Genomic DNA, 26,618 nt, shown 5'->3' on the forward strand with positions numbered 1-26,618 from the left:
GGGCTTGGTCCCGGCGCGGTTAACTTTAAGTTACAAAACCTCCCCCGAAATTACGCTATACAGACGGAGCGCCGAATAGTGGCTATCTGCTGCCTTCGCCTGCCTGCCAATAAAAATAAAAGAAAGGGAGAATTCTTTGTGAAGAGCTTGCTCTATCCCTCCATAGCGCTGATGAATCGCCTGAGCTTCGGCATGAAGTTCAGCCTGATCAGCGTGCTGTTCTTTGTGCCCATGCTGGTGACCAATTTTTACCTGGTACGCGACTCCTATCGCGAATTCCAGGGCACCCGGATCGAACTGCAAAGCCTCGATCTATTGGGCAGTAGCCTGGCCCTGCGCCGCGATCTGGAAACCCTCAACAACCTGGTGCAGATCAACGCCGGCCTCGGCCAGTCCGGCAAGGCAGGGGATCTGGAGGGTAGGATCGTCGCCCTGGAACAATCCGTGCTCCAGCGCCTGCAAGCCATGCAGGCCGTGACTGCCGACCCCCAGCAGGTGGAGGTCTTCAACGCCAAGCGCGAGGAGCTGGTCGCAGCCTTCAAGGCCCAGCAAGTGGAGAATTCGCTGCTGAACAAGAGCGGGCTGATCGGCAAGCTGCTGAGCAGTGCACAGTTGTTCAGCCAGATCATTGCCAGCCAGTCGGGCCTCAGCCGTGACGGCCAGGGCGATATCCGCCAGCTCAGCGAACTGATCACCAGCATCACCCCACAGGTCACCCAGACCCTGGGCGAGGGGCGGGCCATGGGTGCCTTCTCCCTGGGCCAGGGTTTTCTCAATTCGTCTTCCAGCACCCGTTTCGATGAATTGCTGGTGCAGATCGAAAAACTCCAGGCCGAGTACGGCCTCAAGTTGCAGGATGCCCTGGGCTCCAGCCGTGCCGCCCACGATGCCCTCGACGGCGCGGCCAATGCCAGCAAGGCAAGCCTCAAGCAGGCCAGCGAGCTGTTCGAAGAGCAGGTGGTGATGGCCGAGACCCTGGAGGCGCCCTGGCCGGCGTTCTATGACCAGGCCAGCACGCTGATGGCCCAGACCTACCAGCTCAACGAAAGCACCCTGAAATTCCTCGATGTCGAACTGCAAAAGCGCCTGGCGCAGAACCGCAGCCACATGATGCTGCTGGTGGCGGCCCTGGCCCTGGTGTTCCTGTCGATCGTCTACTTGTATGGCGGTTTCTACGCCTCGACCCGCACCACCCTGCGTCGCCTGGGCGTGATGATGGACAAGGTCGCGGCCGGCGACATGACCGTCACCTTCACCGCCCACAGCCGCGACGAGTTGGGCGACCTGGGCAGCCTGTTCAACGGCACGGTGCTGAAGATCCACGATTTGATCGAGCGGGTCGGGCATACCGTCAGCGAGGTCGAGCGCCAGGCCGGGCAAGTGGAAAACGTCTCGGCCCAGAGCAACCAGGCAGTGGCTGGCCAGCGCAGCCAGATCGAGCAGGTGGCTACGGCAATGAACCAGATGTCCGCCACCTCCCAGGAAGTGGCCCGCAGCGCCGCGGCAGCGGTCAGCAGTGCCCATAGCGTCAACGACGAGACCATCAATGGCCGGGGCCTGGTGGAGTCGCAGCAGGGCAGCATTGCCCGACTGGCCAGCGAGATCGACCAGTCGGTGCGGGTGATCAACCAACTGGCCAGCGACAGCCAGTCCATCAGCCGGGTATTGGAGGTGATCAAGAGCATCGCCGAACAGACCAACCTCCTGGCCCTGAACGCCGCCATCGAGGCGGCGCGGGCCGGCGAGCAGGGGCGCGGGTTCGCGGTGGTGGCCGATGAAGTGCGCACCCTGGCCAAGCGCACCCAGCAGTCCACCGAAGAAATCGAAGACATGATCGGCAAGCTGCACGGCGGGGTCAGTGCGGCGGTCAAGGCCATGGGCAGCAGCCATGCCATGGCCAATGGCACGGTCGATCAGTCGGAGAAGGTCCAGCAGGCCCTGGAGAACATCCTCGGTGCGGTGGGCATGATCGTTGACCAGAACCAGCAGATCGCCGCAGCGGTAGAGCAACAGACGGCGGTGGCCCACGACATCGACCAGAACATCGTCGAGATCAATCGCGCTGGCGAGCGCACTGCTGAAGGCGCACACCAGACCGAGGATGCCAGTCGCCAGCTCTCGGCCCAGGTGGTCCAGCTCAAGCAGTTGATCGGCGCGTTCCGGGTCTGAGCCAGCCCTGCAGTGCAGCCCTGCCCAGGCCGGGCTGCCACAAGCTGTAGTAATTAATCGCTTTGTCTGGGGTGTTTTTCCTGCTTTCCTGCGCGTTTTTTCCGGGCGCCGCCTGCGCCCGGCCAGTCAGCCATGGCGTGTCCGTGGCCCTGAGGAAATACGCCGATGACCGTTTCTTCCGGAGTCCTGGGACGCTGCGCCCACTGCCAGGCTCTGCTCGATCTCGAACCCTGGCAACTCAACGCCATGGCCATGCAGGAACCCTTCGCCTGCAAGCACTGCCACAAGCCGCTCAAGCTCGACTGTCCGGAGCAGATCAAGCGCCTCAAGACCTTGGGCTCGTTCGCCACCCTGCGGGCGCTGTTGATCGTGCTCTGTGCCACGGTGCTGCTGGTGAGCCTGACATTGCAGTGGATCGGGCTGCTGGAGCGGAGCCTGCAACTGGGCATCTCGGCACTGGTGCTGGTGGGGTACCTGCTGGTGATGACCATCGCCCGGCGCCGGCAGCGCCGGCCCTTGCTGCTACAGGCCGGCTGAGGGCCAGCCGAACACTGCGCAGGCGTTACGGGTGCTGGTGCTGGCCAGGTGCTCGGCACTGACGCCGATGATTTCGGCCAGGGCTGCGCAGATCTCCGGCAGGTGCTGGGGGCTGTTGCGCTGATGGGGGTACATCGCTGGGGCCATGTCCGGCGCGTCGGTCTCCAGCACCAGGGCTTCCAGCGGCAGTTCGGCGAGTACCTTGCGCAGGCGCAGGGCCTGGGGCCAGGTCGCGGCGCCGCCCAGGCCCAGCTTGAAACCCAGCTTGAGGTATTCCCGGGCCTCCTCGCGGCTGCCAGCGAAGGCGTGGATGATCCCGCCGCGCTGGAGCTTGAAGCGCTTCAGGGTGGCGATCACCGCCGCATGGCTGCGCCGCACATGCAACAGCGCTGGCAGTTGGAAGTCCGCCGCCAGCTGCAGCTGGGCCTCGAACAGCGCCTGCTGGCGCTCGCGGTCCAGGTGCTGGAGAAAGTAGTCCAGGCCAATCTCGCCCACTGCGCACAATTGTGGATGCCCGGACAGGCGCGCCAGCCAATCGCCCAGGTGCTGCAGGTCGGCAGGCTGGTGATCGTCCAGGTACACCGGGTGCAGGCCGAAGGCCGCGTAGAGCTGCGGGTCGCCTTGCACCAGGTCCCAGACCCGCTGCCAGTTACCCTGGTAGACCCCCAGCACCACCATCCGGCCGACGCCCCGGGCGCGGCTGTCGGCCAGCAGCGCCCCACGATCGGCGTCGAAATCCGGAAAGTCCAGGTGGGTGTGGCTGTCGATCAGCTCCACGGTTCAGCCCTGCTGGATACGCTGTTTGAAGGTCCGCGGGATGGCCTGTACGCCGGGCTGGTACTGGCCTTCTTCAATGGCCGCCAGGGCCAGTTGCAGGGCGGTGTCGGCGATCAGCTGATGTTGCTGGGCCATGGCGTTGACCGGCAGCGGCAGGAAGTCCAGCAGCTGGGTGTCGCCGAAGGTCCCCAGGCGCAGTGGCCGGGACTTGAGCGGGAAGTCGTGCAAGGCATCGAACACCCCTTGCAGCAGCACATAGGAGGTGGTCACCAGGGCATCGGGCAGATGGCCCAGGCGCTGCAGCAACTCTTCCATCAACTGCCGGCCGCAATCGCGGCTGAAGGCCTCGCCGTGCTCGATCACCACGTCGCCGCCGAACCCCTCCAGGGCCTGGCGGAAACCCGCGGCCCGCTCCTGGCTGATACTCAGCTCCGGGCGGGCGCCGAGCAGCACGATCTGTCGGGGCTCGGGTTGCAGCAGGCTCTGGGTCAGGTGCAGGCTGGCTTGCAGGTCGTCGCTGATCACCGAGCAGAACTGCCCGGCCGGCATCATCCGGTCGATGGCGATGATCGGCAGCCCCTGGGCCTGCAATTGCTGGTAGCTGTCGTCTTCCGGTGGCAGGCAACTGGCGACGATCAAGGCATCGCAGCGGCGCGCGCGAAACAGCTGCAGCAGTTGCCGTTCGCTGTCCGGCGCATCGTCGGAGCTGGCGATCAGCAACTGGTAGCCCCGGGCCCGCGCGCCTTGCTCGAGCAACTTGGCGATCCGCGCGTAGCTGGGGTTCTCCAGGTCCGGGAGAATGAAGCCCAGGGTCCGGGTATGGCGGCTGCGCAGGCCGGCCGCCTGGGGATTGGGAGTGAAGCCGTGCTCTTCGACCACCGCCCGCACCCGTTCCACGGTGGCGTTGCTGATGCGCTGCTGTTCGGCCTTGCCGTTGATGACGTAACTGGCGGTGGTGACGGACACACCCGCCAGTCGAGCGATATCACTGAGTTTCAACCCGGGATTTCCTTATTTTTGGTGCTTGCCCCGACATTTTCGCCAATCCTACCTGATCTGGGCACGCGACCAACGTCGGAACCGGCAATCGACCAGCAGGACTTCAAGAGGCGAAGATTATCGAGTAACTTGCCGATCCTGCTAGATTAAACGTTTCAGCAGGCGTATTTTCTGGGCCAAAGCGTAAACGTTGAAGCACTTGCGCCCGCTGGCCAGTCCCATTTTTGGCCATGACAGCGCCTACGCTGCTGACTTAAAACAATACCTAGCGCTGCCCCCGCGCTAAATAGGAGAACCCATGCTCGAACTCACCGTAGAGCAGATATCCATGGGCCAGACGGCTGTGGATAAGTCCGCAGCATTGCGCTTGCTGGCCGACAAACTGGTGGCTGACGGCCTGGTGGCTGCGGGTTACCTGAGCGGCCTCGAACAGCGCGAGGCCCAGGGCTCGACCTTCCTCGGCCAAGGCATCGCCATTCCCCACGGCACCCCTGAAACTCGCGACCAGGTCTTCGCCACCGGCGTGCGCCTGCTGCAGTTTCCCGAAGGCGTGGACTGGGGCGACGGGCAGATCGTCTACCTGGCCATCGGCATCGCCGCCAAGTCCGACGAGCACCTGCGCCTGCTGCAACTGCTGACCCGCGCCCTGGGCGAGACCGACCTGGGCCAGGCCCTGCGTCGCGTCAGCTCGCCGCAGGCGTTGCTCAAGCTGTTGCAGGGCGCGCCCCAGGAACTGGCGCTGGATGCGCAGATGATTGGCCTCGGGGTGGCGGCGGAAGATTTCGAAGAGCTGGTGTGGCGCGGCGCACGCCTGCTGCGCCAGGCCGAGTGCGTGAGCAACGGCTTTGCCGCCGTACTGCAGCAGGTCGAGGCGCTGCCCCTGGGGGATGGCCTGTGGTGGCTGCACAGCGAACAGACCGTGTTGCGTCCGGGCCTGGCCTTCGTCACCCCGGACAAACCCATCCGTTACCTGGGCCAGCCGTTGAGTGGCCTCTTCTGCCTGGCCAGCCTCGGTGAAGCCCACCAGGCCCTGCTCGAACGCCTGTGCGCCCTGTTGATCGATGGGCGTGGCCAGGAGTTGTGGCGCGCCACCAGCACCCGCGCGGTGCTCGAAGTACTGGGCGGCGAATTGCCGGCGGACTGGCCCAGTGCCCGGATAGCCCTGGCCAACGCCCATGGCCTGCACGCGCGCCCGGCCAAGGAGCTGGCGCAACTGGCCAAGGGGTTTGACGGCGAGATCCGCATTCGTCTCGCCGACGGTCAGGAACCAGCGGTGTCGCTGAAGAGCCTGAGCAAGCTGCTCAGCCTCGGCGCCCGGCGTGGCCAGGTGCTGGAACTGATCGCCGAGCCGAGCATCGCCACCGAGGCCTTGCCGGTATTGCTGGCGGCCATCGAGCAAGGGCTGGGCGAAGAGGTCGAGCCCTTGCCGACCGTTGCGGCGCCCGTGGATGTACCGCAAGAACTCGCCGCCCCGTTCAGCGCCCCAGCTGCCGGTAGCCTGGTCCAGGCCGTACCGGCGGCCCCCGGGATCGCCATCGGCCCGGCCCATGTGCAGGTCCAGCAGGCCATCGACTATCCGCTGCGTGGTGAGTCCGCCGCCATCGAGCGCCAGCGCCTGCAGCAGGCCCTGGGCGAGGTGCGCGAGGACATCCAGGGCCTGATCCAGCGCAGCCAGGCCAAGGCCATCCGCGAAATTTTCATCACCCACCTGGAAATGCTCGACGACCCCGAGTTGGTGGATGAGGTACAGGCCCGTCTCAAGCAGGGCGAAAGCGCCGAGGCCGCGTGGATGAGCGTGATCGAAAGCGCCGCCCGGCAACAGGAGTCCTTGCAGGATGCGCTGCTGGCCGAACGCGCCGCCGACTTGCGCGACATCGGCCGCCGGGTGCTGGCCCAGCTGTGTGGTGTGCTGGCGCCGGTGGAGCCGGAGCAACCCTACATCCTGGTGATGGATGAGGTCGGCCCCTCGGACGTAGCTCGCCTGGACCCAGCCCGGGTGGCCGGGATTCTCACCGCCCGTGGCGGCGCCACGGCCCACAGCGCCATCGTCGCCCGGGCCCTGGGCATCCCGGCACTGGTGGGGGCCGGCGCCGGGGTACTGCTGATGGCCTCCGGCACCGCCTTGCTGCTGGATGGCCAGCGCGGCCGGCTGCATGTCGCCCCGGACCCGGCGACCCTGCAGCGGGCGGTCGAGGAACGCGATAATCGCGAACAGCGGCTCCAGGCCGCCGCCGAACAGCGCCACCTGCCGGCCCAGACCCGCGACGGTCACGCGGTGGAAGTGTTCGCCAACGTCGGGGAAAGCGCCGGCGTCGCCGCAGTGGTGGAGCAGGGCGCCGAAGGCATTGGCCTGCTGCGCACCGAACTGATCTTCATGGCCCATCCCCAGGCCCCGGACGAAGTCACCCAGGAAGCCGAATACCGCCGCGTGCTCGATGACCTGGGCGGGCGGCCGCTGGTGGTGCGCACCCTCGATGTGGGCGGCGATAAACCGCTGCCCTACTGGCCGATCGCCCAGGAGGAAAACCCCTTCTTAGGCGTGCGCGGCATCCGCCTGACCCTGCAACGCCCGCAGATCATGGAAGCGCAGTTGCGGGCGCTGCTGCGCTCGGCGGACAACCGGCCGCTGCGGATCATGTTCCCCATGGTCGGCAGCGTCGAGGAATGGCGCCAGGCCCGGGACATGACCGAGCGCCTGCGCCGGGAAATCCCCGTGGCCGACCTGCAACTGGGAATCATGGTCGAGGTGCCCTCGGCGGCCCTGCTGGCCCCGGTACTGGCCAAGGAAGTGGACTTCTTCAGCGTCGGCACCAACGACCTCACCCAGTACACCCTGGCCATCGATCGCGGCCATCCGACCCTTTCGGCCCAGGCCGATGGCCTGCACCCGGCGGTGCTGCAACTGATCGACATCACCGTGCGCGCCGCCCATGCCCAGGGCAAGTGGGTCGGCGTCTGCGGCGAGCTGGCGGCCGACCCGCTGGCGGTGCCGGTGCTGGTGGGCCTGGGCGTGGATGAACTGAGCGTCTCCGGACGCAGCATCGCCGAGGTCAAGGCGCGCATTCGCGAACTCAGCCTGGCCCAGGCCCGAACCCTTGCTCAACAGGCCCTGGCCGTCGGCAGCGCCAACGATGTGCGCGCCTTAGTGGAGGCCATGTAATGGCGAAGATTCTCACCCTGACCCTCAACCCGGCGCTGGACCTGACCGTGCCCCTGGCGCGCCTCGAGGTGGGGCAGGTCAACCGTAGCGAGGCCCTGCACGTGCATGCCGCCGGCAAGGGGGTGAACGTGGCCCAGGTCCTGGCCGACCTGGGCCATCGCCTGACCGTCAGCGGCTTTCTCGGGGCCGGCAATCCCCAGGCTTTCGATGAGTTGTTCGCCCGCCGTGGGTTCGTCGATGCCTTCGTTCGCGTGCCGGGGGAAACCCGCAGCAACATCAAGCTGGCCGAGGCCGATGGACGGGTTACCGACTTCAACGGCCCGGGCCCGCTGGTCGACGCCGTCGCCCAGCAAGCGCTGCTGGCGCGCCTGGAGCAGATCGCCCCCGGGCATGACGCGGTGGTGGTCGCCGGCAGCCTGCCCCAGGGCGTGAGCCCGCAATGGTTCCAGGCCTTGTTGCTGCGCCTGAAGGTCATGGGCCTGAAGCTGGCCCTGGACACCAGCGGCGCCGCCTTGCGTGCCGGGCTGGCGGCCGGGCCCTGGCTGGTCAAGCCCAATGGCGAGGAACTGGCCGATGCCCTGGGCCGGCCGGTGGCCACGCCGGACGACCAAGCCGCCGCTGCGCGCCAGTTGCAGGCCCAGGGTGTCGAGCATGTGGTGGTCTCCCACGGCGCCGAGGGCGTCCACTGGTTCGCCGCTGGCCAAGCCTTGCAGGCGCTGCCGCCCAAGGTCGCGGTGGTCAGCACCGTGGGCGCCGGCGACTCGTTGCTGGCCGGGGTGCTGCACGGCCTGCTCGCCGGCCAGGACGCCGCCCAGGCCCTGCGCACGGCCACGGCCATCGCCGCCATGGCGGTGACCCAGATCGGTTTCGGCATCGGCGACCGGGCACAACTGGCCCGGCTGGAACAGGGGGTGCGCGTGCAGCCCCTGGCAGAACAATAAGAGAGGTGCCCATGAAGTTAGCCATCGTTACCGCCTGCCCCAACGGCATGGTCACCAGCGTGCTCTGCGCACGCCTGCTGGACGCCGCGGCCCAGCGCCAGGGCTGGAGCACCAGCGTCGAGGTCCACGACCCGGCCCGTCCCGAGCGCCAGCTGTCGGCCGCGACCCTGGCGGCGGCCGAGTGGGTGCTGGTGGTCAGCAGCGGGCCTGTGGATCTGTCGCGTTTCGTCGGCAAGCGGGTCTATCGCAGCAGCCCGTCCCAGGCCCTGCAGGATGTGGATGCCTTGCTGCGCCGGGGCGCCGAAGACGCCCAGGTGCTGATGGCCGCGCAAGAGCCGGGTGAGCCCGCGCCCAGCATCGAACAATCAATGCCACGGTTGGTGGCGATCACCGCTTGCCCCACTGGGGTGGCCCACACCTTCATGGCCGCCGAGGCCTTGCAGCAGGCGGCCAAGCGCCTGGGTTACCAGCTGCAAGTGGAAACCCAGGGTTCGGTGGGCGCGCGCAATCCGCTGAGCGCCGAGGCCATCGAGCAAGCCGATGTGGTGCTGCTGGCGGCGGACATCGAAGTGGCCACCGAACGCTTTGCCGGCAAGCGCATCTATCGCTGCGGCACGGGGGTGGCGCTGAAGCAGGCCGAGGCGACCCTGCACAAGGCGCTGGCCGAAGGCCGGCCGGAGTCCGTGGCCAGTGGCGCCCAGGCACCGGCCAAGCCAGACAAGGCCGGGGTCTACAAGCACCTGCTGACCGGGGTTTCGTTCATGCTGCCGATGGTGGTGGCTGGCGGCTTGATGATCGCCCTGTCCTTCGTCTTCGGCATCACGGCCTACAAGGAGGAGGGCACCCTGGCTGCGGCCTTGATGCAGATCGGTGGTGATACCGCCTTCAAGCTGATGGTGCCGTTGCTGGCTGGCTACATCGCCTACTCCATCGCCGACCGGCCGGGGCTGGCCCCGGGGATGATCGGTGGCCTGCTGGCCAGCACCCTGGGCGCGGGGTTCATCGGCGGTATCGTCGCCGGGTTCCTGGCCGGGTACGCGGCCAAGCTGATCAACCGCTACCTGCAATTGCCCCAGGGCCTGGAGGCTCTGAAGCCGATCCTGATCATCCCGTTGCTGGCCAGCCTGTTCACCGGCCTGGTGATGATCTACGTGGTGGGCAAGCCGGTGGCGGGCATGCTCGGGGCCCTGACGCATTTCCTCGACAGCATGGGCACCACCAACGCGATCCTGCTGGGGGTGTTGCTGGGGGCGATGATGTGCGTGGACCTGGGCGGGCCGATCAACAAGGCGGCCTATGCGTTTTCGGTGGGGCTGCTGGCGTCCCAGAGTTATGCGCCGATGGCCGCGGCCATGGCGGCGGGGATGGTGCCGCCCATTGGCCTGGGCATTGCGACCTTCATCGCTCGGCGCAAGTTCGCCCAGACCGAGCGGGAGGCGGGCAAGGCGGCCCTGGTGCTGGGGTTGTGCTTTATCTCCGAGGGGGCGATTCCGTTCGCGGCCAAGGATCCGTTGCGGGTGATCCCGGCGAGCATTGCCGGTGGGGCGTTGACCGGGGCCTTGTCGATGTATTTTGGCTGCAAGTTGATGGCGCCCCATGGGGGGTTGTTCGTGATGTTGATTCCGAATGCGATCAATCATGGGGTGTTGTATTTGCTGGCGATTGTGGCGGGGAGTTTGTTGACGGCGGGGGTGTATGCGGTGGTGAGGCGGGGGGATATGGGGGGGGAGCCTGAGCCTGGGGCGGGGCAGGTGGGCGGGGCGGCCTGAGAGCCGGCCCGGGCTCTTGGGGTTTTGGGTACATATCCGTTGCTGCGGGTGTGGCGGCTGGCGGTTTCGCCCTTACGGCGAGTCCCTTTTGTCAGTCGACACAAAAGGAACCAAAAGGTCTTGCCCCCACGTCCGGCCACTCGCTGCGCTCGGGTTCCCTCGTTCCGGTACTTCTCAGGGGGCATCGCTTCCAGCGATGTCCTCGACTGCGTCGAGGGGCGCTGCGCGCCATTCCCCTGATAAGCACCTGCACTCGGCCTTCCCAGGGGGCGGGTGAATCAAGATCACCAGCGTACGGCGCGCCCTACCGGGCGGCGCATCGCGGGTGGGGTGTGCGTGTTTGGCATCGCTTTGTGTAGCCGCTGCCGCAGGCTGCGCACGGGCGCGCAGCGGCCGCTGGATCTTGAATCCGTCGAAGATTTTGTGGCCTTTTCATAACCTTCGACAGGCTCAACACCCATCCAAATCTCTTTCTTTTGTAAGGGGTTTCCGAGAGACTCCAGTGCGCTTGTGCCTGAAGAATCTGCTGGCTAGTCTCCGGTCGTCACTGATCATCAGTGACCGGGTTTAGCAGCCCGACCAAACTCAGGCACGCCAAGCTCCATCTCCATCCGACCAGCATGCGAATGCTGGTCAATGCGTTATGGCAGCTGTACGCGGGGCACCTTCGGGTGCGCTGGGCTTGCCTGACTGCCTGGTCTGCTAACCCGCGTCCAGCTGCCACCCTCCGTTTAGCAGCGATGGGTGAAAGCTCCATAGTCAGGAGTGCCACCATGAAAAAGCTCGTCCCCGATCCACCCGTTTTCTCTTCTGTTTCACGTCGCAACCCGGAGCATGACCGGGCCAACGAGGTGATTCTCCATGCGCTGGTGAACACCCGTACCGGCTCGCTGATCCGGACGCTTAAGCCCACGGTCGCCGCGCCGGTGGGGCGCGATTCATTGTTCGACGTTCGCTCCGGCATCAGCGCCGAGGAGGCGCTGGTCCATGTGTCCATGCTGCTCAAGGCCGCCGAGGAGGTGTCCGATGAGATCACCGAGCAGGCCAGCGGCGTCGAGCGTGGGTTGATCTGGTCCCTGGTGCATTCGGTGGAGATGGCGCGCGGCGTGGTGGATGCCTTGCTCGATGGCCATCGCCTTTCCCCTGACTGAATACGCATCACCTGTGGCGAGGGAGCGTGCTCCCGCTGGGGCGCATAGCGCCCCTAAACCTGATAGAGGCGGTCGCCTCGATTGCTCGGGTGGAGTTCAGCATCCTCGCCGCAGCTACAAACCGTATCAGGCATAGGCCTAGCGCTAAATTGCCGCTTATCGTTGTTGGAAAAGAACCACTAACCTAATGATGCCAAGACCACTAGAGCGCTATAACTACCCACATGGCGCCGACCCTCTTTTTGAGGTGCTGGGATACGCCTTGTAAAATCAATAAGTTACAAGCACCCACAAAAAGAGGGTTTAACACGCTGTAGAGTCGTATCTTTCTTTAAAATCTTGGGGTTAGAGTAGAAGTGCTCTAGTTCACTGCCGCATAGGCAGCTAAGAAACGGATCGGGACCAACTATGGCGCAGGGGATGGGTTCACTGCCGCATAGGCAGCTAAGAAAACCGGTATACGCCAGATTTGGCACCCATCAGTGTTCACTGCCGCATAGGCAGCTAAGAAAAACGCCGGTACGGTCGGACGTAACGTCACGCGGTTCACTGCCGCATAGGCAGCTAAGAAACTCAAGGCCGGCAAGCTGTTCCTCGACTACGAGTTCACTGCCGCATAGGCAGCTAAGAAAAGTGGGACGCCCTCATGAGCTTCACCTACAACGTTCACTGCCGCATAGGCAGCTAAGAAAGTGTGGCCGCCGAGCAGCGCGCAGAGCAGGAAGTTCACTGCCGCATAGGCAGCTAAGAAAAGTACCCCAGGACGCCGCCCAGGGTAACCAGGGTTCACTGCCGCATAGGCAGCTAAGAAATATGCCCGGTGGATCAACTCCAGCGGCGACTGGTTCACTGCCGCATAGGCAGCTAAGAAAAGCCGACCGTCCAACCTGCGGGGCCGTCAGGGGTTCACTGCCGCATAGGCAGCTAAGAAAGGCCAGACCTGCCTAAATATAGAGCGCTGGAAGTTCACTGCCGCATAGGCAGCTAAGAAAAGGATGGTTTTGTGCGAACGCTCAATCACGCCGTTCACTGCCGCATAGGCAGCTAAGAAACTGCTCTACCTCGCATGGAACATCTACAGGGGGTTCACTGCCGCATAGGCAGCTACACAGCCCTCAACGGGAATCTAGCCCCAGACACCAGATCAGAGAGGCAATTGCCCCCTACACCTCAGTTGCACGTCACTGGAAGGTACGTATGAATCACTCCCTCCTCTTGTCCTTCTGAGGCTATGCCTGGCTCCGAACTAGTCATGTGATAAATCTGAACTTCCAGTACGACATAGACGAACATCCGGACATTGCTTATAACCCTTACCGCCCAATGGACGACACAGCAGGCGGTTCTCTCTCATGGAAGACATCCGGTCCGCAGATCTAAAAACGATTCTTCATTCCAAGCGTGCCAATATCTATTACCTGCAGCACTGTCGGGTACTGGTTAATGGTGGCCGGGTCGAATATGTAACCGATGCCGGCAAACAGTCGTTGTACTGGAATATCCCGATCGCCAATACCACGACCGTACTACTGGGTACTGGCACGTCAGTCACTCAGGCAGCCATGCGCGAACTGGCCAAGGCGGGCGTGCTGGTGGGGTTTTGCGGGGGCGGTGGTACGCCGTTGTTCAGCGCCAATGAGATCGATATCGAAGTCGCTTGGTTTTCCCCGCAAAGCGAATATCGCCCCACTGAGTATCTGCAACGCTGGGTGCGGTTCTGGTTCGATGAGCAACTACGTCTAGAGGCGGCCAAGGCTTTCCAGAGGTTGCGTCTGGACTGCATTCGGCAACATTGGCGGTCGCAGTGGCCTCTGGCAAAAGCCGGTTTTGACGTCGACTCTTCGGCGCTGGAGTCCGCCTTGGCGCAGTCGTTGAAATCATTGAACGCGGCTCCGGACGTGACTTACCTGCTGACCGAAGAGGCTCGCCTGACCAAGCGCCTGTTCAAGTTGGCCGCTACGGCAACCGCTTATGGCGATTTCGTCCGGGCCAAAGGTGGCAGTGGCGTAGACCCAGCCAATCGATTTCTCGATCACGGTAACTACCTTGCCTATGGGTTGGCTGCGACGGCGACCTGGGTATTGGGCTTGCCCCATGGTTTGGCGGTACTGCATGGCAAGACTCGCCGTGGGGGCCTGGTTTTTGATGTGGCTGATTTGGTGAAGGATGCGCTGGTGTTGCCTCAGGCCTTTCTGTCGGCCAAGCGAGGCGACGACGAGCAGGCCTTTCGCCAGGCTTGCATTGACAACCTGACCCGTGGCGAAGCCCTGGATTTCATGATCGATAGTCTCAAGGCTGTCGCTCAGCAAATGGAGCAGCGGGCGTTATGAACGTCATGCTGATCTGTCAGTGCGATAAAATGGCCTTGGTGCAAAGCCGGCGAATTCTCGATCAGTTTGCCGAGCGACGTGGCGAGCGTACTTGGCAAACACCCATCACGCAGGCCGGCCTGGATACCCTTAGGCGCCTGCTCAAGAAAAGCGCCCGTCGCAATACTGCGGTGGCCTGCCACTGGATTCGCGGGCTGGATCACAGTGAGTTGCTGTGGATCGTCGGTGACGCCAAGCGTTTCAATGAACAGGGTGCGGTACCAACTCATACCACTGCGCGCAATGTGCTGCGCAAAGACGATGAAAATGATTGGCATTGTGCTGAAGACATCTCGCTGCTGACGCAGATGGCGGCGCTGCTGCACGACTTGGGCAAGGCCAGCATTGCCTTTCAGAAAAAACTACGCGTGCGCAGTCTGGAAAGGAATCTGTATCGCCACGAGTGGGTATCACTGCGTTTGTTCCTGGCGTTCGTTGGTTCTGATGATGATCCCAGCTGGTTGCGGCGGCTGGCGGCGCCCACTGACGAGGATGACCGCAGTTGGCTGGCGGCAGGCCGTTATCAGCGCGATGGGCTCGATGCCGCGACGACCCCGCCCTTCAAACAGCTTGCGCCGTTGGCGGCTGCCATTGCCTGGCTTGTGGTCAGTCACCACCGTTTGCCCACACTGCCCAGTTGGGATGAGAGCAACAACGCAGAACAGCAATGGCTGGGCAAGAAGTCTGTCCGCTTCAATCCGTCGATGCTGGACAACCTGATCGAGAGCATCACCCACGAGTGGAATGAGTGCAGCCGCCCAGCCGCTATCGAGGAGGTCGAGGTTTTTTGGCAGTTCGAACATGGGCTGCCGGTGACTTGGCCCAAATGGCGGGCGCAGGCTGCCAAGCTCGCCAATCGCCTGCTGACACTGCAAGCCAAGCCCGGTCGTGGTGATTGGCTGAACAACCCCTATGTCATGCATCTGGCTCGCATGAGCCTGATGTTGAGCGATCACTACTACTCCAGTTTGCCGCCCGAGTCGGGCCAACGGGTAAAGGGTGATGGTCAGCATCCTTCTTTGTTTGCCAACACGCACACCGATGGCCAACTCAAACAGCCCCTGGACGAACACTTGCTCGGGGTGGCGCGCATGGCCCGCAGCGTTGTTCACGGTTTGCCCGGTTTCGAGCGTCATTTACCCCGCTTGGCCCGTCATCCAGGTTTGCGCAAACGCAGCGGTGCCCCTCGTTTCAGTTGGCAGGATAAGGCTGCGGATGCCGCAACAAGCCTGCGTGCGGAGGCACAACAGCACGGCGCCTTTATCATCAATATGGCCTCTACCGGATGCGGCAAGACCCTGGCCAATGCACGGATCATGTACGCCCTGGCCGACCCACAGATCGGGATGCGTTGTACCTTCGCCCTGGGCTTACGCACCCTGACCCTGCAAACCGGTCACAGCTACCGCGAGGATCTGAACCTGGGTGAAGACGACCTGGCCATCAGGGTCGGAGGTTCTGCAAGCCGGGCCTTATTCGACTACCACCAAGCCGAGGCCGAAGCCTGCGGGTCGGCCTCTACCCAAGCCCTGATTGAAGAAGACAGCCATGTGCGTTATGAGGGCGCTATGGAAGCCCACGGCCTGTTGTCCAAAGTAATGAATAACCCCCAGATCACGGCTCTGCTCAATGCGCCGATGCTGGTGTGCACCATCGACCACCTGATGCCCGCGACCGAAGCACAGAGAGCCGGCCGGCAGATAGCGCCAATGTTGCGTCTGCTGAGCAGTGACCTGGTTCTCGATGAGCTGGATGACTTCGACCTCGTCGACTTGCCTGCTCTAACGCGCCTGGTGTATTGGGCCGGCCTGTTGGGCACCCGGGTGCTGCTATCGTCGGCGACCCTTCCTCCGGCTCTGTTGGAGGGGATGTTCCAGGCTTATCGTGCTGGCCGTCTGCATTACCGACGCAATCGAGGGGAACCGGGTTCTCCCGTCAGCGAAATCCCTTGCCTGTGGGTCGATGAGTTCGGTGCCCACAAGGGCACTTGCAACAGCGCCGAGAGCTTTGTTCAGCAACACCGCGTATTCGTTGGGCGCCGTGTACAGGCGCTTGAGGGTATCGAGCCACGCCGGCGCGGCGAGCTCATTCCTCTGAAGATCGATACGCAGCCCGTGGGTGCCATGCGTCGGGCTTTTGCTGAACACGTTCAGGCGGCGATGCTGCAAGCGCACGCACGCCATGCCGAGGCATGTCCGCACAGTGGCAAGAAAATCAGCGTTGGCCTGGTGCGCATGGCGAACATCGAACCCTTGTTCGACGTTGCCCAAGCCCTATTCGCATTGGGGGTTCCTGTGGGGCAGCGCATTCACTTGTGCGTTTATCACTCGCGTTTTCCGCTGCTGTTGCGTTCGGCCATCGAAGCTCAGTTGGACAGTTGCCTGAACCGTAGGCAGCCGAATGCACTGTATGCCCATCCGCAGATACGCCAGTTGATCGATCAGTACCCCGAGCAGGACCAGTTATTTGTGGTGCTGGGGTCGCCGGTCACTGAAGTAGGGCGCGACCATGACTACGACTGGGCAGTGGTCGAGCCCTCATCGATGCGTTCATTGATCCAGCTCGCCGGTCGTGTCCAGCGCCATCGTGATCGTCCCTGCCAGAGCGCCAATGTGTTGGTGTTCGATAGCAATCTGCGACATTTCGAGCAGCCAGGAGCCGCGGCCTTTGTCCGACCTGGATTCGAGAGTGAAAGTGGCCAGCGCGAGCACCCTTGGCGCTTGGCCAGCCATCGCCTTGCTCAACTGCTGGATCAGGCCGATTACCAGTGCATCAGTGCCCGTCCTCGAATCCAGCCCGGGGCCACCGAGACTTGGCGCCCAAGGCACAACCTGGTGGATCTGGAGCATGCGCGGATCAGTGCGCAGATGTTGCCCAAGGATCGGAGCAGCCTGGGCAAACCGACGCCACGCGGGGTCAAGCCTGGCTCCTTCGAACTGGATGCGGCCTGTGCGTGGCAGTACCCCCAGGCAGCCCTGACCTGGGCTCTGCCACAGCAGCAACCTTTCCGCGAAAGCTCCGTCAGGGAAATCGAGGTGCTCTGGTTGCCGGACGAGGATGAAGAAAACCTGGTGTTGCACCGCATCCATGAAAAATACGCCCCAGGATCAACCGGGGCGTATGTTCCCGTGACGAATCTGCTGGACGAGATCGATCTGGATAGCCTCTCAGGCCCGCGCATCGCCCCCTGGGGCCAGCACGACCTGATGCAACTGCTGACTCGACAGGCCGAGGTGCAGGGTATTTCGCTGCGGGCCTGTGCCGAGCGGTTTACCACCGCCAAGCTGATCGACAGCACCCAGGGCTGGCATTTTCATCCGGTGCTGGGGTTTGGCAGAAAACACTGACCTATGACGTATGTTCACGAGTAACAAGTTTCTTGAAGGATGATGGGCAGATTGTTAAAAGTGTGATAGCCAAGTGCTATCTCGAACCGTTACGGGCTTGCCATCGGCAAGTTCTCTCTGCAGGGAAGGGACATGAACGAAGGATCGAATCAAGCGGCACGCTCCACGCTTTTTCGCAACACAATCACCACGTTCATCAATGAGCGGCGCGACGCAAAACTCAAAGGTGATGAAGCAGGTGATGCAACGAAGTACGAATACAGCACCTGGCTCGCCGACGCCGCCCGCCGGGTAGCGCAAATCCAGGCCGTCACCCATGTCCTCAAAGCCACCCACCCCGATGCTCGCGGTAGCAGCCTTCATGCCGCTCCGCAAACGCTGACGCAACATCAGGAGATTGGTACCCATGTACTGGCCAGCGACTACGTTGAAGACATCGTAGGTAATGCCGCGGCGTTGGATGTGTACAAGTTTCTCAAGCTGGAGGTAGAAGGGCGCCGGTTGCTGGACTGGCTTCAGCAGGACGACGTCGATCTGTTGGCCGCCCTGAGCCCGGATCCGACCTTGGCCCAAAGCTGGGCCGGGGCCTTCAAGGGGTTGATTCGCTCGAACGAAACCCTGGTTTCCCACAGCTTGGCCAAGCAGGTTTTCTGGTGTGTTTCGGGCGAGCCAAGCGACGATGCCGGCTTTGAGTTACTGCAACCGATGTTTCCCAGCAGCCTGGTGCATGCCGTACACGCGGATATCAACGAGCGCCGCTTTGGCGAGGCCAACAAGGCAGCACGCCAGGCTCGGCGCAATCGCCAGCCCTACACAGGAACCTACGGCGATTACCCGCAACTGGTGGTGCGCAAACTCGGGGGCACCAAGCCGCAGAACATCAGCCAGCTCAACAGTGAGCGTGGGGGCGTGAATTATCTATTGGCTTCTCTTCCGCCGCTTTGGAAGCAGCAGCACCCCGGCAGCGCTCTGCACCTGGATTCGGCCTTCACCCGCCTGCGGCGTTTTGAGGACGTGGATGAGTTGGTCGAAGCCCTTTGCATACTGCTCCAGGCCGACTCTCCTCCCACCATGCACACCCGCCTGCGACGTGAGCGTATAGAACGCGCGTTGGGGCGTGCCCTGGCGGCCTTTGGCCTGAGCTTTCGTGCCTCTCTACCCGCCGGCTGGAGCCGTGATAACCAATGCCGGCTAGCGCTGTGCGAACAGCTTTGGCTCGATCCGCAACGGGCTCAATTGCCGCCGCGTGAGGAGTACATGGAAGCAGACCAGGCCTTTACTGCAGCCTTCGCCCGACAGGCCTGGGCGGAAGAGGTTGCCCACCGCTTTGGTAACTGGCTGAACGGTATTTTGCTGCAACGCGGCTTGCCGGTAGGCGATACCGAACAGGCGCATTGGGCCAGACAGGCGGTTATCGAAGCCGAAACATCACAGTCCTGGGTAGTTGATGAAACCGCTGTGGAGGTGATGCATGGCTGAGTGTCCACACTTTGAACACCTGCTGGTTATCCCTCATCTGTGGGTGCAAAACGCCAACAGCCTCTCCAGCCCCCTGACCCATGGTTTTCCCTCTATTACGGCTTTCCTGGGGTTGATGTGGGCACTGGAAAGGAAAACTCATGCAGCGGGCCTGGACTTGCAATTCAACGCTGTCAGCGTGGTTGCCCATCATCACGAAGAACAAGTGACCCAGGGCGACTTCGTCAACACCCTGCACCTGACCCGTAACCCACTCAACAGGGATGGCAGCACCGCGGCAATCGTTGAGGAAGGTCGGATCCACCTGCAGATCAGCCTGGTGTTTGCCGTACAAAGCCAAGCGCTCAATGACCAGAGCGATGGCAGAGCCATCGCGCATCAGGTACGTGAACTGTTGATGCAGATGCGCATCGCCGGAGGCAGTGTGCTCCCTTCGACTGCCCCGCATCGCAAGCAGCAGCCTTATGCCATTCCCATGACCGGTGATGAAGAGGCGCGTGAGCGACTGTTCTATCAGACCAAGCTGCGCCTGCTGCCTGGGTTTGTGCTGGTAGAGCGGCAAGACCTTCTGCAGCAGCGTCATCAAGACCTGCAAGCCAGCCAGCCCCAGGCCACGTTACTGGATGCCTGGCTGTCGCTGTCACGGATCAACTGGTCCAGCGTCACCCTCACGAGCGAATGCGAATCCCCACGCCACACTGAATGGACCAACGATCGCAAGGGCCTGGGGTGGATAGTGCCCATCCCTGTGGGTTATGGCGCGCTGACTCCACTTCAGGAAGCCGGTTCGGTTGCTCGCGCACGTGATGCCCAGATCCCGTTCCGTTTCGTAGAAAGCCTGTATGGCGTGGGCCAGTGGATCAGCCCCCATCGCCTGCAATCGGTGCAGCAGTTGCTCTGGTACGCCGACTACCAAAGTGACGAAGGTCTGTACCGCTGCCGCAACGACTACCGTGCGCAATTAGTGTCCCACTTCGACTGATAGCCCTTTTGAGCAAAGGAATACGAACATGAGCAATGACGCCCTGAAAACCGCTTCGGTCCTGGCCTTCGAGCGCAAGCTCGACCCATCCGATGCGCTGTTCCATGCCGGCGACTGGCAGTCGCGCAGTCAGTGGGAGCCGGTGGTGGTGCGGGAAAAATCCGTACGCGGAACCATTTCCAACCGACTCAAGGCCAAGGAGCTGGACCCAGCCAAGCTGGATGCCGCCATCGAGCATCCCAATCTGCAAACCGTGGACGTGGCCGCCCTGCCGCACGATGCCGATACCCTGCGGGTCTGCTTCACCCTGCGGGTGCTGGCCGGTACTGGCCAGCCTTCGGCCTGCAACGATTTCGCCTACCGGCAGAAACTGCTGGAGACTGTACAGGGGTATGTCCAGGCCAATGGCTTTGGCGAATTGGCCCGTCGTTACGCCCATAACCTGGCTAACGGCCGCTTCCTATGGCGCAACCGCATTGGCGCCGAGCAGGTCGAGGTGGAGGTCGAGCATCTGGTGGAGGGCCAGGCGGCGACTCAATGGCGCTTCGACAGCCTGAGCCTGTCCTTGCGCCAATTCGACGCTGCCGGTGAGCACGGCGAGGCCTTGCAGTCGTTGGCTGGCTTGATTGCCCGGGGCCTGGCCGGCGAACAGCATGTCTTGTTGCGCATCACTGCCTACGCGCGCATGGGCGCCGGACAGGAAGTGTTCCCGTCCCAGGAGCTGATCCTGGACCGTGGGCGCGGTGACAAGAGCAAGACGTTGTACAGCGTGGGCAACATCGCCGGCATCCACTCGCAGAAAGTCGGCAATGCCTTGCGCAGCATCGACACCTGGTACCAGGGCGCCGACAGCAACGGGCCGATCGCCGTGGAACCCTATGGTTCGGTGACCACCCAGGGCAAGGCTTATCGCCAGCCCCGCGGCAGCCAGGACGATTTCTACACCCTGCTGGACAGCTGGGTGCTCAAGGATCGAGTACCCGCGCTGGAACAGCAGCACTTCGTGATCGCCACCCTAATTCGCGGCGGTGTGTTCGGCGAGGCAGGCTGAGCCATGGACCATTACCTGGATTTGAAACTGCTGCCGGACCCTGAGTTTCCCGAGCCGCAGTTGATGAGCGCCTTGCTCAGTAAATTCCATCGGGCCCTGCATGACCTGCGGCGCAACGATATCGGCATCAGCTTTCCCGATACCCGGCGGCCGATCAGGCACCTGGGGTCGCACCTGCGCATCCACGGCAATCGCCAGGCCCTGGATCAGTTGCTGGCCATCGATTGGCTGACCGGCATGCGTGACCATGTACAGATCGGCCAGCCCTGCTCGGTGCCGACACCGGTGCAGCATCGCCATGTCAGCCGGGTACAGGTCGACAGCAGCCCGGCACGCCTGCGCCGCCGCCTGATCAAGCGCCATGGGCTGACCGAGGACCAAGCCCGCCAGCGCCTGCCCGACAGTGCGGCGAAACGTTGCGACCTGCCGTTCGCGGTGATGCGCAGCCATACCAGCCATCAGCTGTTCAACCTGTTCATCCGCCACGGCCCGTTGCTTGAACAACCACAGCCCGGCACGTTCAACGGCTATGGCCTGAGCTCCAGTGCGACAGTGCCCTGGTTCTGACCCTTTTTTCCGGGTGCTGTGGAGCGCTTTGTAAAATCAATGACTTACAAGGCGCTTCAAAAAAAGGGTGTACAGCAACTTTTAACGGCCTTTCTTTTGAAATTCAGGAGGTTATAGAGAAAGTGCTCTAGTTCACTGCCGTATAGGCAGCTAAGAAATGGAACATCTACAGGGGGCCAAGGCCATGAGCGTTCACTGCCGTATAGGCAGCTAAGAAAAGGTGGAGCCACCACGGCAGACAACAAATCAGGTTCACTGCCGTATAGGCAGCTAAGAAAATGAGTACGTTCGCAGTCTTCGGCATGACAGCGTTCACTGCCGTATAGGCAGCTAAGAAAAGAAGCAAGGCCGGCGTTCAGCTCTACACGCTGTTCACTGCCGTATAGGCAGCTAAGAAATGGGAGTCTTTCCCGCCGGAATGATTCGATACGTTCACTGCCGTATAGGCAGCTAAGAAAACTGACCGAGCGCGTCGTCGTGCGCACCGATGGTTCACTGCCGTATAGGCAGCTAAGAAAGCAACCCCGGCGACCATCGTGGCCAACGGGACGTTCACTGCCGTATAGGCAGCTAAGAAACATGGGTGCGGTGCTGACCAAGGCAATGACTGGTTCACTGCCGTATAGGCAGCTAAGAAACTTGGAACAGTCGGCTAACAGCGCCAGGACATGTTCACTGCCGTATAGGCAGCTAAGAAATACGGGATCACGTCCAACCCGCACCCCGGCGCGTTCACTGCCGTATAGGCAGCTAAGAAAAGCAACTGATGCTGGGCCTGGATGGGCAGAAGGTTCACTGCCGTATAGGCAGCTAAGAAATGGGAGATCTGTCGGCAGCCACTTCGGTGACTGTTCACTGCCGCACAGGCAGCTAAGAAACCAGGCCTTCAGCGTTCATCGGTGCTGTTCATCTCGATTGCCGAACAGGCAGGTAAAACACAATCCATCATCAATCCATCGGCACCCGTTACTGCCGTAAAGGCAGCTTGAGAGACTTGATGCACTAATCGCTGGCTGGCCTGGGACTCCCGGGCCAGGGCGCGGCTTTGTCACATCCCCTTCATCGGCGCTGGCTAAGGTGGCCTCTTTTGACCATGTCAGGGAGTCACCATGAGCGAGTTCAACCTCGGCCGTCGACGGATCATGCAAATCGCCGGGGCGGGGATGTTGATGCCCAGCCTGGCGCCGGCGGTGATCGCCTCGGTCAAGGATCGGCCCAAGCTCACCGATGGCGTGCAGTCCGGGGACTTGCAGGGCGATCGGGCGATTATCTGGAGCCGCAGCGACCGCCCGGCGCGGATGGTGGTGGAGTGGGACACCCGCAGCATGTTCACCAACCCGCGGCGCCTGGTCTCGCCGCTGGCCGATGCCCGCACCGACTTCACCGCCCGGGTGGACCTGAGCGGGCTGCCGGTCAACCAGGCGATCTTCTATCGGGTGACCTTCGAGGACGCTCGCACCGGGGTGGCCAGCGAACCCTGGTTCGGCCATTTGCGCAGTGCCCCGAGCCAGCGCCGGGATATTCGTTTCGTCTGGAGCGGCGACACCGTCGGCCAGGGTTTCGGCATCAACCCGGACATCGGCGGCATGCGCATCTACGAGGCAATGCGCCTGCGCCTGCCGGACTTTTTTATCCACAGCGGCGACACCATTTACGCCGACGGCCCGGTGCCGGCTCAATTGACCACCGAGGGTGGGCGCATCTGGCGCAATATCACCACCGAGGCCAAGAGCAAGGTGGCCGAGACCCTGGACGAGTATCGCGGCAACTACCGCTACAACCTGCTGGACGAGAACCTGCGCCGGTTCAACGCCGAGGTACCGCAGATCTGGCAGTGGGACGATCACGAGGTGGTCAACAACTGGTCGCCGAGCAAGCAGCTGGACGAGCGCTACATGGTCAAGGACATCCAGACCCTGGTGGGCCGTGCGCGCCAGGCCTGGCTGGAGTACGCGCCGATGCGCCGGCAGAGCGCCGATGGTGGCGGGCGGATCTATCGCAAGCTCAGCTACGGGCCGCTGCTGGATGTGTTCGTGCTGGACATGCGCAGCTACCGCGGGCCCAACGACGACAACCTCGGCGGCGAGAAGCCGTTCCTCGGCCGTGAACAGCTGGACTGGCTCAAGCGTGAGCTCAAGGACTCCCAGGCGCAGTGGAAGGTGGTGGCGGCGGACATGCCCATCGGCCTGGGTGTGCCCGACGGCGAGGTCAGCCCCGGCGTGGCGCGCTGGGAGGCCATCGCCAACGGCGACCCGGGCCCGGCCCAGGGTCGCGAGCTGGAGATCGCCGAGTTGCTGGCCTACCTGCGCAAGCACCGGGTGCGCAACCATGTGTGGCTGACCGCCGACGTGCATTACTGCGCGGCCCACCACTACCACCCGGACCGGGCAGCGTTCCAGGATTTCGAGCCGTTCTGGGAATTCGTCGCCGGCCCGTTGAATGCCGGCAGCTTCGGGCCCAACGTGCTGGACAAGACCTTCGGCCCCGAGGTGGTGTTCCAGAAGGCGCCGCCGACCCAGAACGCCTCGCCGTTCGCCGGGTTCCAGTTCTTTGGCGAGGTGCAGATCGATGGCCAGACGACGGAGATGAGCGTGATCCTGCGTGATCTCGATGGCGTGGCGGTGTTCGAGCGCAAGCTGCAACCGGCCTGATACACGCCTATGGCCCAGGGGTAGGTCAGTAGACGTCGCGGCGGTAGCGGCCTTGTTCGATCAGGCGCTCGACCTGTTCGGCGCCCAGCAGCTCGTTGAGCACCTGGTCCACCCCTGAGGCCATGCCTTGCAGGCTGCCGCAGATGTAGAGCGCGGCGCCGTCGTCGAGCCACTGTTGCAAGGTCCCGGCGGCTTCGCGCAGGCGATCCTGGACGTAGATCTTGTGTTCCTGATCGCGGGAGAAGGCCAGGTCCAGGCGGCTCAGGTCGCCCCGGGTCAGCCATTCCTGCAGCTCGTCCTTGCAGTAGAAATCATGCTCGGCATTGCGCTCGCCAAAGAGCAGCCAGTTGCGTTGCTGGCCCTCGGCGATCCGCGCCTTGAGCAGGCTGCGCAGCCCAGCCAGGCCGGTGCCGTTACCCAGCAGGATCAGCGGGCAGGGCTCGGCCGGCAGGTGGAAGCCGCTGTTGCGGCGCACCCGCAGGCTGATGCTCGCGCCTACCTGGACGTGCTCGGTAAGCCAGCCGGAGCCGATGCCCAGGCTGCCGTCGGCGTGGCGTTCCTGGCGCACCAGCAGTTCCAGGCAGCCGTCGGCGGCGATCGAGGCGATGGAGTATTCGCGCGGGGTCAGCGGCACCAGCGCATCCACCAGGGCCTGGGCATGCAGGCCCACCAGGTGGGCGCGGTTCTCCGGTAGCTGGCGGCTGCCCAGGGCCTGTTCCAGGCTCTCTTCCAGGCCGTCGAGCTGCACCGGGGTCTCGCCGGAAAGCCCCAGGCCTTCGAGGAAGTGCTCCACCAGCCACGGGCAGTTGCGCGGCATGACTTCCACCAGGTCGCCGGCCAGCCAGCTGCTGGTGCCGGGCGGTTGCAGTTGCAGCAAATAGACCCCGGAGCCGCTGCTCTCGGGGTTGAGCAGGCGGCGCTGGCTCAAGGTCCAGCTGGCGAAGGCCGGGGCTTGCCACAGGTCCACCGGGGCATGGCCGGTGAGTTGGCCCAGTTGTTGTTGCCAGTGGCGCAGGGCGTAGCTGTCGCCACTGTCGACTTCCACCGGGGTGAACAGGCTGCTGGCGCCCTGGCTCGACAGCCAGGTGTGCAGGCGCCGGGCGAAACCGCAGAACTGCGGGTACTGGCGGTCGCCCAGGCCCAGCACCGCATATTCCAGGCCGTCGAGGGCCAGTTCGCGGCCCAGCAGCTTGCGCTCGAAGCCCCGGGCGCTGTCCGGGGCCTCGCCATCGCCGAAGGTGCTGACCACGAACAACGCCCGCTGGGCACTGCGCAGGTCCTGCTCGCCAAGGCTCGCCAGCGGGCGGACCCGGGCGCCGATGCCGGCGGCCTGCAATTGCCCGGCGGTCTGCCAGGCCAGTTGTTCGGCGAAACCGCTCTGGCTGGCAAAGCCGATCAGCCAGCCGTTGGTATCGTCGGTGGCCTGTTCCAGGCCTTGGCGGGCGTCCTTGATCTGGCGTTTCTTGCGCCGCCGATCCAGGTACAGCAGCCAGCCGGTGATGAAGAACAGCGGCATGCACAGCGAGGCCAGGGTCAGCACGATGCGCCCCACCAGGCCGAAGTAGCTGCCCACGTGCAGGGCGTAGACGCTGGTCAGCAATTGCGCCTTGAAGCTCTTGTCGGCGTAGCGCTCATGCCGGCTGATGACGCCGGTGGCCGGGTCCAGGGTGATCTGGTTCAGGGCGCGCTCGTGGGGCGAGTCCTTGAGCAGGTAGAACACCGTCGCCGGCTGCCCGGCCACGGGCGGCATGCGCACGTTGTAGGCGCTAAGGTCCTTGCCGGCGGCGCTGTAGATGCTGCTCCACATGGCGTTGTAGTCGGCCACCGGGGCCGGGCCCTTGGCCGGCGGGCCGCCACGTCCGCCCCGGGCGCGCTCGCTGTGTGGCGAGTCGGACAGCAAACGGGTCAGGCCCTTGCTGTACCACTCGTACGACCAGTACAGGCCGGTAAGGGCGAACAAGAGGTAGAACAGCAAACACCAGGTGCCGAACACCGCGTGCAGGTCCCAGTTGAAGGCCCGGCCTTTCTTGGCCCAGTCCAGGGTCAGCCAGGCGCGCCAGCTGGCGACCTGGCGCGGCCAGCGCAGGTACAACCCGGACAGGCAGAAGAAGATCAGGATCAGGGTGCAGGCGCCGGTGATCTGCCGGCCGCTGTCGCCCATGGCCAGGAACCGGTGCAGTTGCAGCATGAAGCCGAAGAAGCCCTGGCCCACGGCCTCGCCGGTGAACTGGCCGGTGTAGGGGTCGAAGTAGCGCATCTGCCCACGGCGTTCCCCGGGCGGCGGGGTGTAGAACACCCGCGCGGCATTGCCGCTGTCGGTCTCGACCCAGAGCATGGACACGTCCTTGCCCTCGGCCGCCTGGAGCTTGGCCACCAGCTCGGCCGGCGGCAGGGTGCCGGCGGGCAGCTTGTCGACCTGCAGCACCGAGGGGTTGAGCGCGCGCAGGATCTCGTCCTCGAACGATACCGTGGCCCCGGTGATGCCCATCAGGGCCAGGACCAGCCCGGCGCTGATGCCGAAGAACCAGTGCAGCTGGAACAGGGTTTTCTTCAACACATCGACCGCCTTGTTCGTCCGAAGAGGTGAAACACGGCGCGCATTATGCCGTGTGTGAGCGAGAAGCATTCTTCTTTACATGCAAAAGCCCCAGGCAGCGGATGCATGGGGC

At 63.4% G+C, this 26,618-nt stretch carries 16 protein-coding genes and 2 CRISPR repeat arrays; of the genes, 13 read left to right on the plus strand and 3 right to left on the minus strand.

The window, feature by feature from the left end; all coding sequences use genetic code 11:
• Positions 1–138: 138 nt before the first annotated feature.
• Both I9018_RS04335 and I9018_RS04340 read left to right on the plus strand, forming a co-directional pair.
• The gene (locus I9018_RS04335; protein WP_241108813.1) at positions 139–2,169 is read left to right on the plus strand and encodes a methyl-accepting chemotaxis protein; all 2,031 of its coding nucleotides are present in this window, start codon (positions 139–141) and stop codon (positions 2,167–2,169) included.
• A 165-nt stretch (positions 2,170–2,334) separates the two neighbouring features.
• Positions 2,335–2,706 carry a hypothetical protein gene (locus I9018_RS04340; protein WP_068585417.1) on the plus strand — a complete coding sequence of 124 codons (372 nt, stop codon included), beginning with the start codon at positions 2,335–2,337 and terminating at the stop codon, positions 2,704–2,706.
• On the opposite strand, the gene I9018_RS04345 is transcribed toward I9018_RS04340, so the two are convergent.
• On the minus strand, positions 2,692–3,483 hold the full coding sequence (locus I9018_RS04345) for a TatD family hydrolase (protein ID WP_241108814.1): 792 nt from the start codon (positions 3,481–3,483) through the stop codon (positions 2,692–2,694). The genes I9018_RS04340 and I9018_RS04345 overlap by 15 nt on opposite strands.
• A gap of 3 nt (positions 3,484–3,486) precedes the next feature.
• On the minus strand, positions 3,487–4,482 hold the full coding sequence (gene cra / locus I9018_RS04350) for a catabolite repressor/activator (RefSeq protein ID WP_241108815.1): 996 nt from the start codon (positions 4,480–4,482) through the stop codon (positions 3,487–3,489).
• A gap of 298 nt (positions 4,483–4,780) precedes the next feature.
• Here cra and ptsP point away from each other — a divergent pair, with 298 nt between their 5' ends.
• From ptsP to I9018_RS04405, 11 genes are all read left to right on the plus strand, one after another.
• Complete coding sequence (gene ptsP / locus I9018_RS04355) at positions 4,781–7,642, plus strand: phosphoenolpyruvate--protein phosphotransferase (protein WP_241108816.1); 2,862 nt, start codon at positions 4,781–4,783, stop codon at positions 7,640–7,642.
• A complete protein-coding gene (pfkB, locus tag I9018_RS04360; RefSeq protein ID WP_241108817.1) occupies positions 7,642–8,583 on the plus strand; it encodes a 1-phosphofructokinase in 942 nt (313 codons plus the stop codon). Before ptsP ends, pfkB begins: the two co-directional genes overlap by 1 nt.
• Positions 8,584–8,594: 11 nt before the next feature.
• Positions 8,595–10,352, plus strand: a complete 1,758-nt coding sequence (locus I9018_RS04365; protein ID WP_241108818.1) for a PTS fructose-like transporter subunit IIB — start codon at positions 8,595–8,597, stop codon at positions 10,350–10,352.
• A gap of 773 nt (positions 10,353–11,125) precedes the next feature.
• Positions 11,126–11,503 carry a hypothetical protein gene (locus I9018_RS04370; RefSeq protein WP_103325045.1) on the plus strand — a complete coding sequence of 126 codons (378 nt, stop codon included), beginning with the start codon at positions 11,126–11,128 and terminating at the stop codon, positions 11,501–11,503.
• 364 nt (positions 11,504–11,867) lie between these two features.
• Positions 11,868–12,615: a CRISPR direct-repeat array (repeat unit 28 nt; unit sequence GTTCACTGCCGCATAGGCAGCTAAGAAA).
• A gap of 240 nt (positions 12,616–12,855) precedes the next feature.
• Positions 12,856–13,833, plus strand: coding sequence for a type I-F CRISPR-associated endonuclease Cas1f (gene cas1f / locus I9018_RS04375; protein ID WP_241108819.1), 978 nt, complete (start codon positions 12,856–12,858; stop codon positions 13,831–13,833).
• Positions 13,830–17,219, plus strand: a complete 3,390-nt coding sequence (cas3f, locus tag I9018_RS04380; protein ID WP_241108820.1) for a type I-F CRISPR-associated helicase Cas3f — start codon at positions 13,830–13,832, stop codon at positions 17,217–17,219. The genes cas1f and cas3f overlap by 4 nt, the downstream gene beginning before the upstream one ends.
• Positions 17,220–17,351: 132 nt before the next feature.
• On the plus strand, positions 17,352–18,698 hold the full coding sequence (csy1, locus tag I9018_RS04385) for a type I-F CRISPR-associated protein Csy1 (RefSeq protein WP_241108821.1): 1,347 nt from the start codon (positions 17,352–17,354) through the stop codon (positions 18,696–18,698).
• Complete coding sequence (gene csy2, locus I9018_RS04390; RefSeq protein WP_241108822.1) at positions 18,691–19,680, plus strand: type I-F CRISPR-associated protein Csy2; 990 nt, start codon at positions 18,691–18,693, stop codon at positions 19,678–19,680. Before csy1 ends, csy2 begins: the two co-directional genes overlap by 8 nt.
• Positions 19,681–19,708: 28 nt before the next feature.
• Positions 19,709–20,731, plus strand: a complete 1,023-nt coding sequence (gene csy3 / locus I9018_RS04395) for a type I-F CRISPR-associated protein Csy3 (protein ID WP_241108823.1) — start codon at positions 19,709–19,711, stop codon at positions 20,729–20,731.
• 3 nt (positions 20,732–20,734) lie between these two features.
• Positions 20,735–21,298, plus strand: coding sequence for a type I-F CRISPR-associated endoribonuclease Cas6/Csy4 (gene cas6f, locus I9018_RS04400; protein ID WP_124345735.1), 564 nt, complete (start codon positions 20,735–20,737; stop codon positions 21,296–21,298).
• A 130-nt stretch (positions 21,299–21,428) separates the two neighbouring features.
• Positions 21,429–22,236: a CRISPR direct-repeat array (repeat unit 28 nt; unit sequence GTTCACTGCCGTATAGGCAGCTAAGAAA).
• 171 nt (positions 22,237–22,407) lie between these two features.
• The gene (locus I9018_RS04405; RefSeq protein ID WP_241108824.1) at positions 22,408–23,949 is read left to right on the plus strand and encodes an alkaline phosphatase D family protein; all 1,542 of its coding nucleotides are present in this window, start codon (positions 22,408–22,410) and stop codon (positions 23,947–23,949) included.
• A gap of 25 nt (positions 23,950–23,974) precedes the next feature.
• Here the strand turns inward: I9018_RS04405 and I9018_RS04410 are convergent, their stop codons facing one another.
• Complete coding sequence (locus I9018_RS04410; protein ID WP_241108825.1) at positions 23,975–26,506, minus strand: sulfite reductase flavoprotein subunit alpha; 2,532 nt, start codon at positions 26,504–26,506, stop codon at positions 23,975–23,977.
• Positions 26,507–26,618 lie beyond the last annotated feature (112 nt).

Source organism: Pseudomonas sp. MPFS (assembly GCF_022537035.1).
Lineage (GTDB): Bacteria > Pseudomonadota > Gammaproteobacteria > Pseudomonadales > Pseudomonadaceae > Aquipseudomonas > Aquipseudomonas sessilinigenes.

Bases quoted from the DNA above. Each gene is read 5' to 3' on its own strand.
- ptsP (WP_241108816.1), top strand. From the start codon at position 4,781: ATGCTCGAACTCACCGTAGAGCAGATATCCATGGGCCAGACGGCTGTG.
- csy3 (WP_241108823.1), top strand. From the start codon at position 19,709: ATGAGCAATGACGCCCTGAAAACCGCTTCGGTCCTGGCCTTCGAGCGC.
- I9018_RS04340 (WP_068585417.1), top strand. From the start codon at position 2,335: ATGACCGTTTCTTCCGGAGTCCTGGGACGCTGCGCCCACTGCCAGGCT.
- cas3f (WP_241108820.1), top strand. From the start codon at position 13,830: ATGAACGTCATGCTGATCTGTCAGTGCGATAAAATGGCCTTGGTGCAA.
- pfkB (WP_241108817.1), top strand. From the start codon at position 7,642: ATGGCGAAGATTCTCACCCTGACCCTCAACCCGGCGCTGGACCTGACC.
- cas6f (WP_124345735.1), top strand. From the start codon at position 20,735: ATGGACCATTACCTGGATTTGAAACTGCTGCCGGACCCTGAGTTTCCC.
- I9018_RS04370 (WP_103325045.1), top strand. From the start codon at position 11,126: ATGAAAAAGCTCGTCCCCGATCCACCCGTTTTCTCTTCTGTTTCACGT.
- csy1 (WP_241108821.1), top strand. From the start codon at position 17,352: ATGAACGAAGGATCGAATCAAGCGGCACGCTCCACGCTTTTTCGCAAC.
- cas1f (WP_241108819.1), top strand. From the start codon at position 12,856: ATGGAAGACATCCGGTCCGCAGATCTAAAAACGATTCTTCATTCCAAG.
- I9018_RS04365 (WP_241108818.1), top strand. From the start codon at position 8,595: ATGAAGTTAGCCATCGTTACCGCCTGCCCCAACGGCATGGTCACCAGC.
- csy2 (WP_241108822.1), top strand. From the start codon at position 18,691: ATGGCTGAGTGTCCACACTTTGAACACCTGCTGGTTATCCCTCATCTG.
- I9018_RS04405 (WP_241108824.1), top strand. From the start codon at position 22,408: ATGAGCGAGTTCAACCTCGGCCGTCGACGGATCATGCAAATCGCCGGG.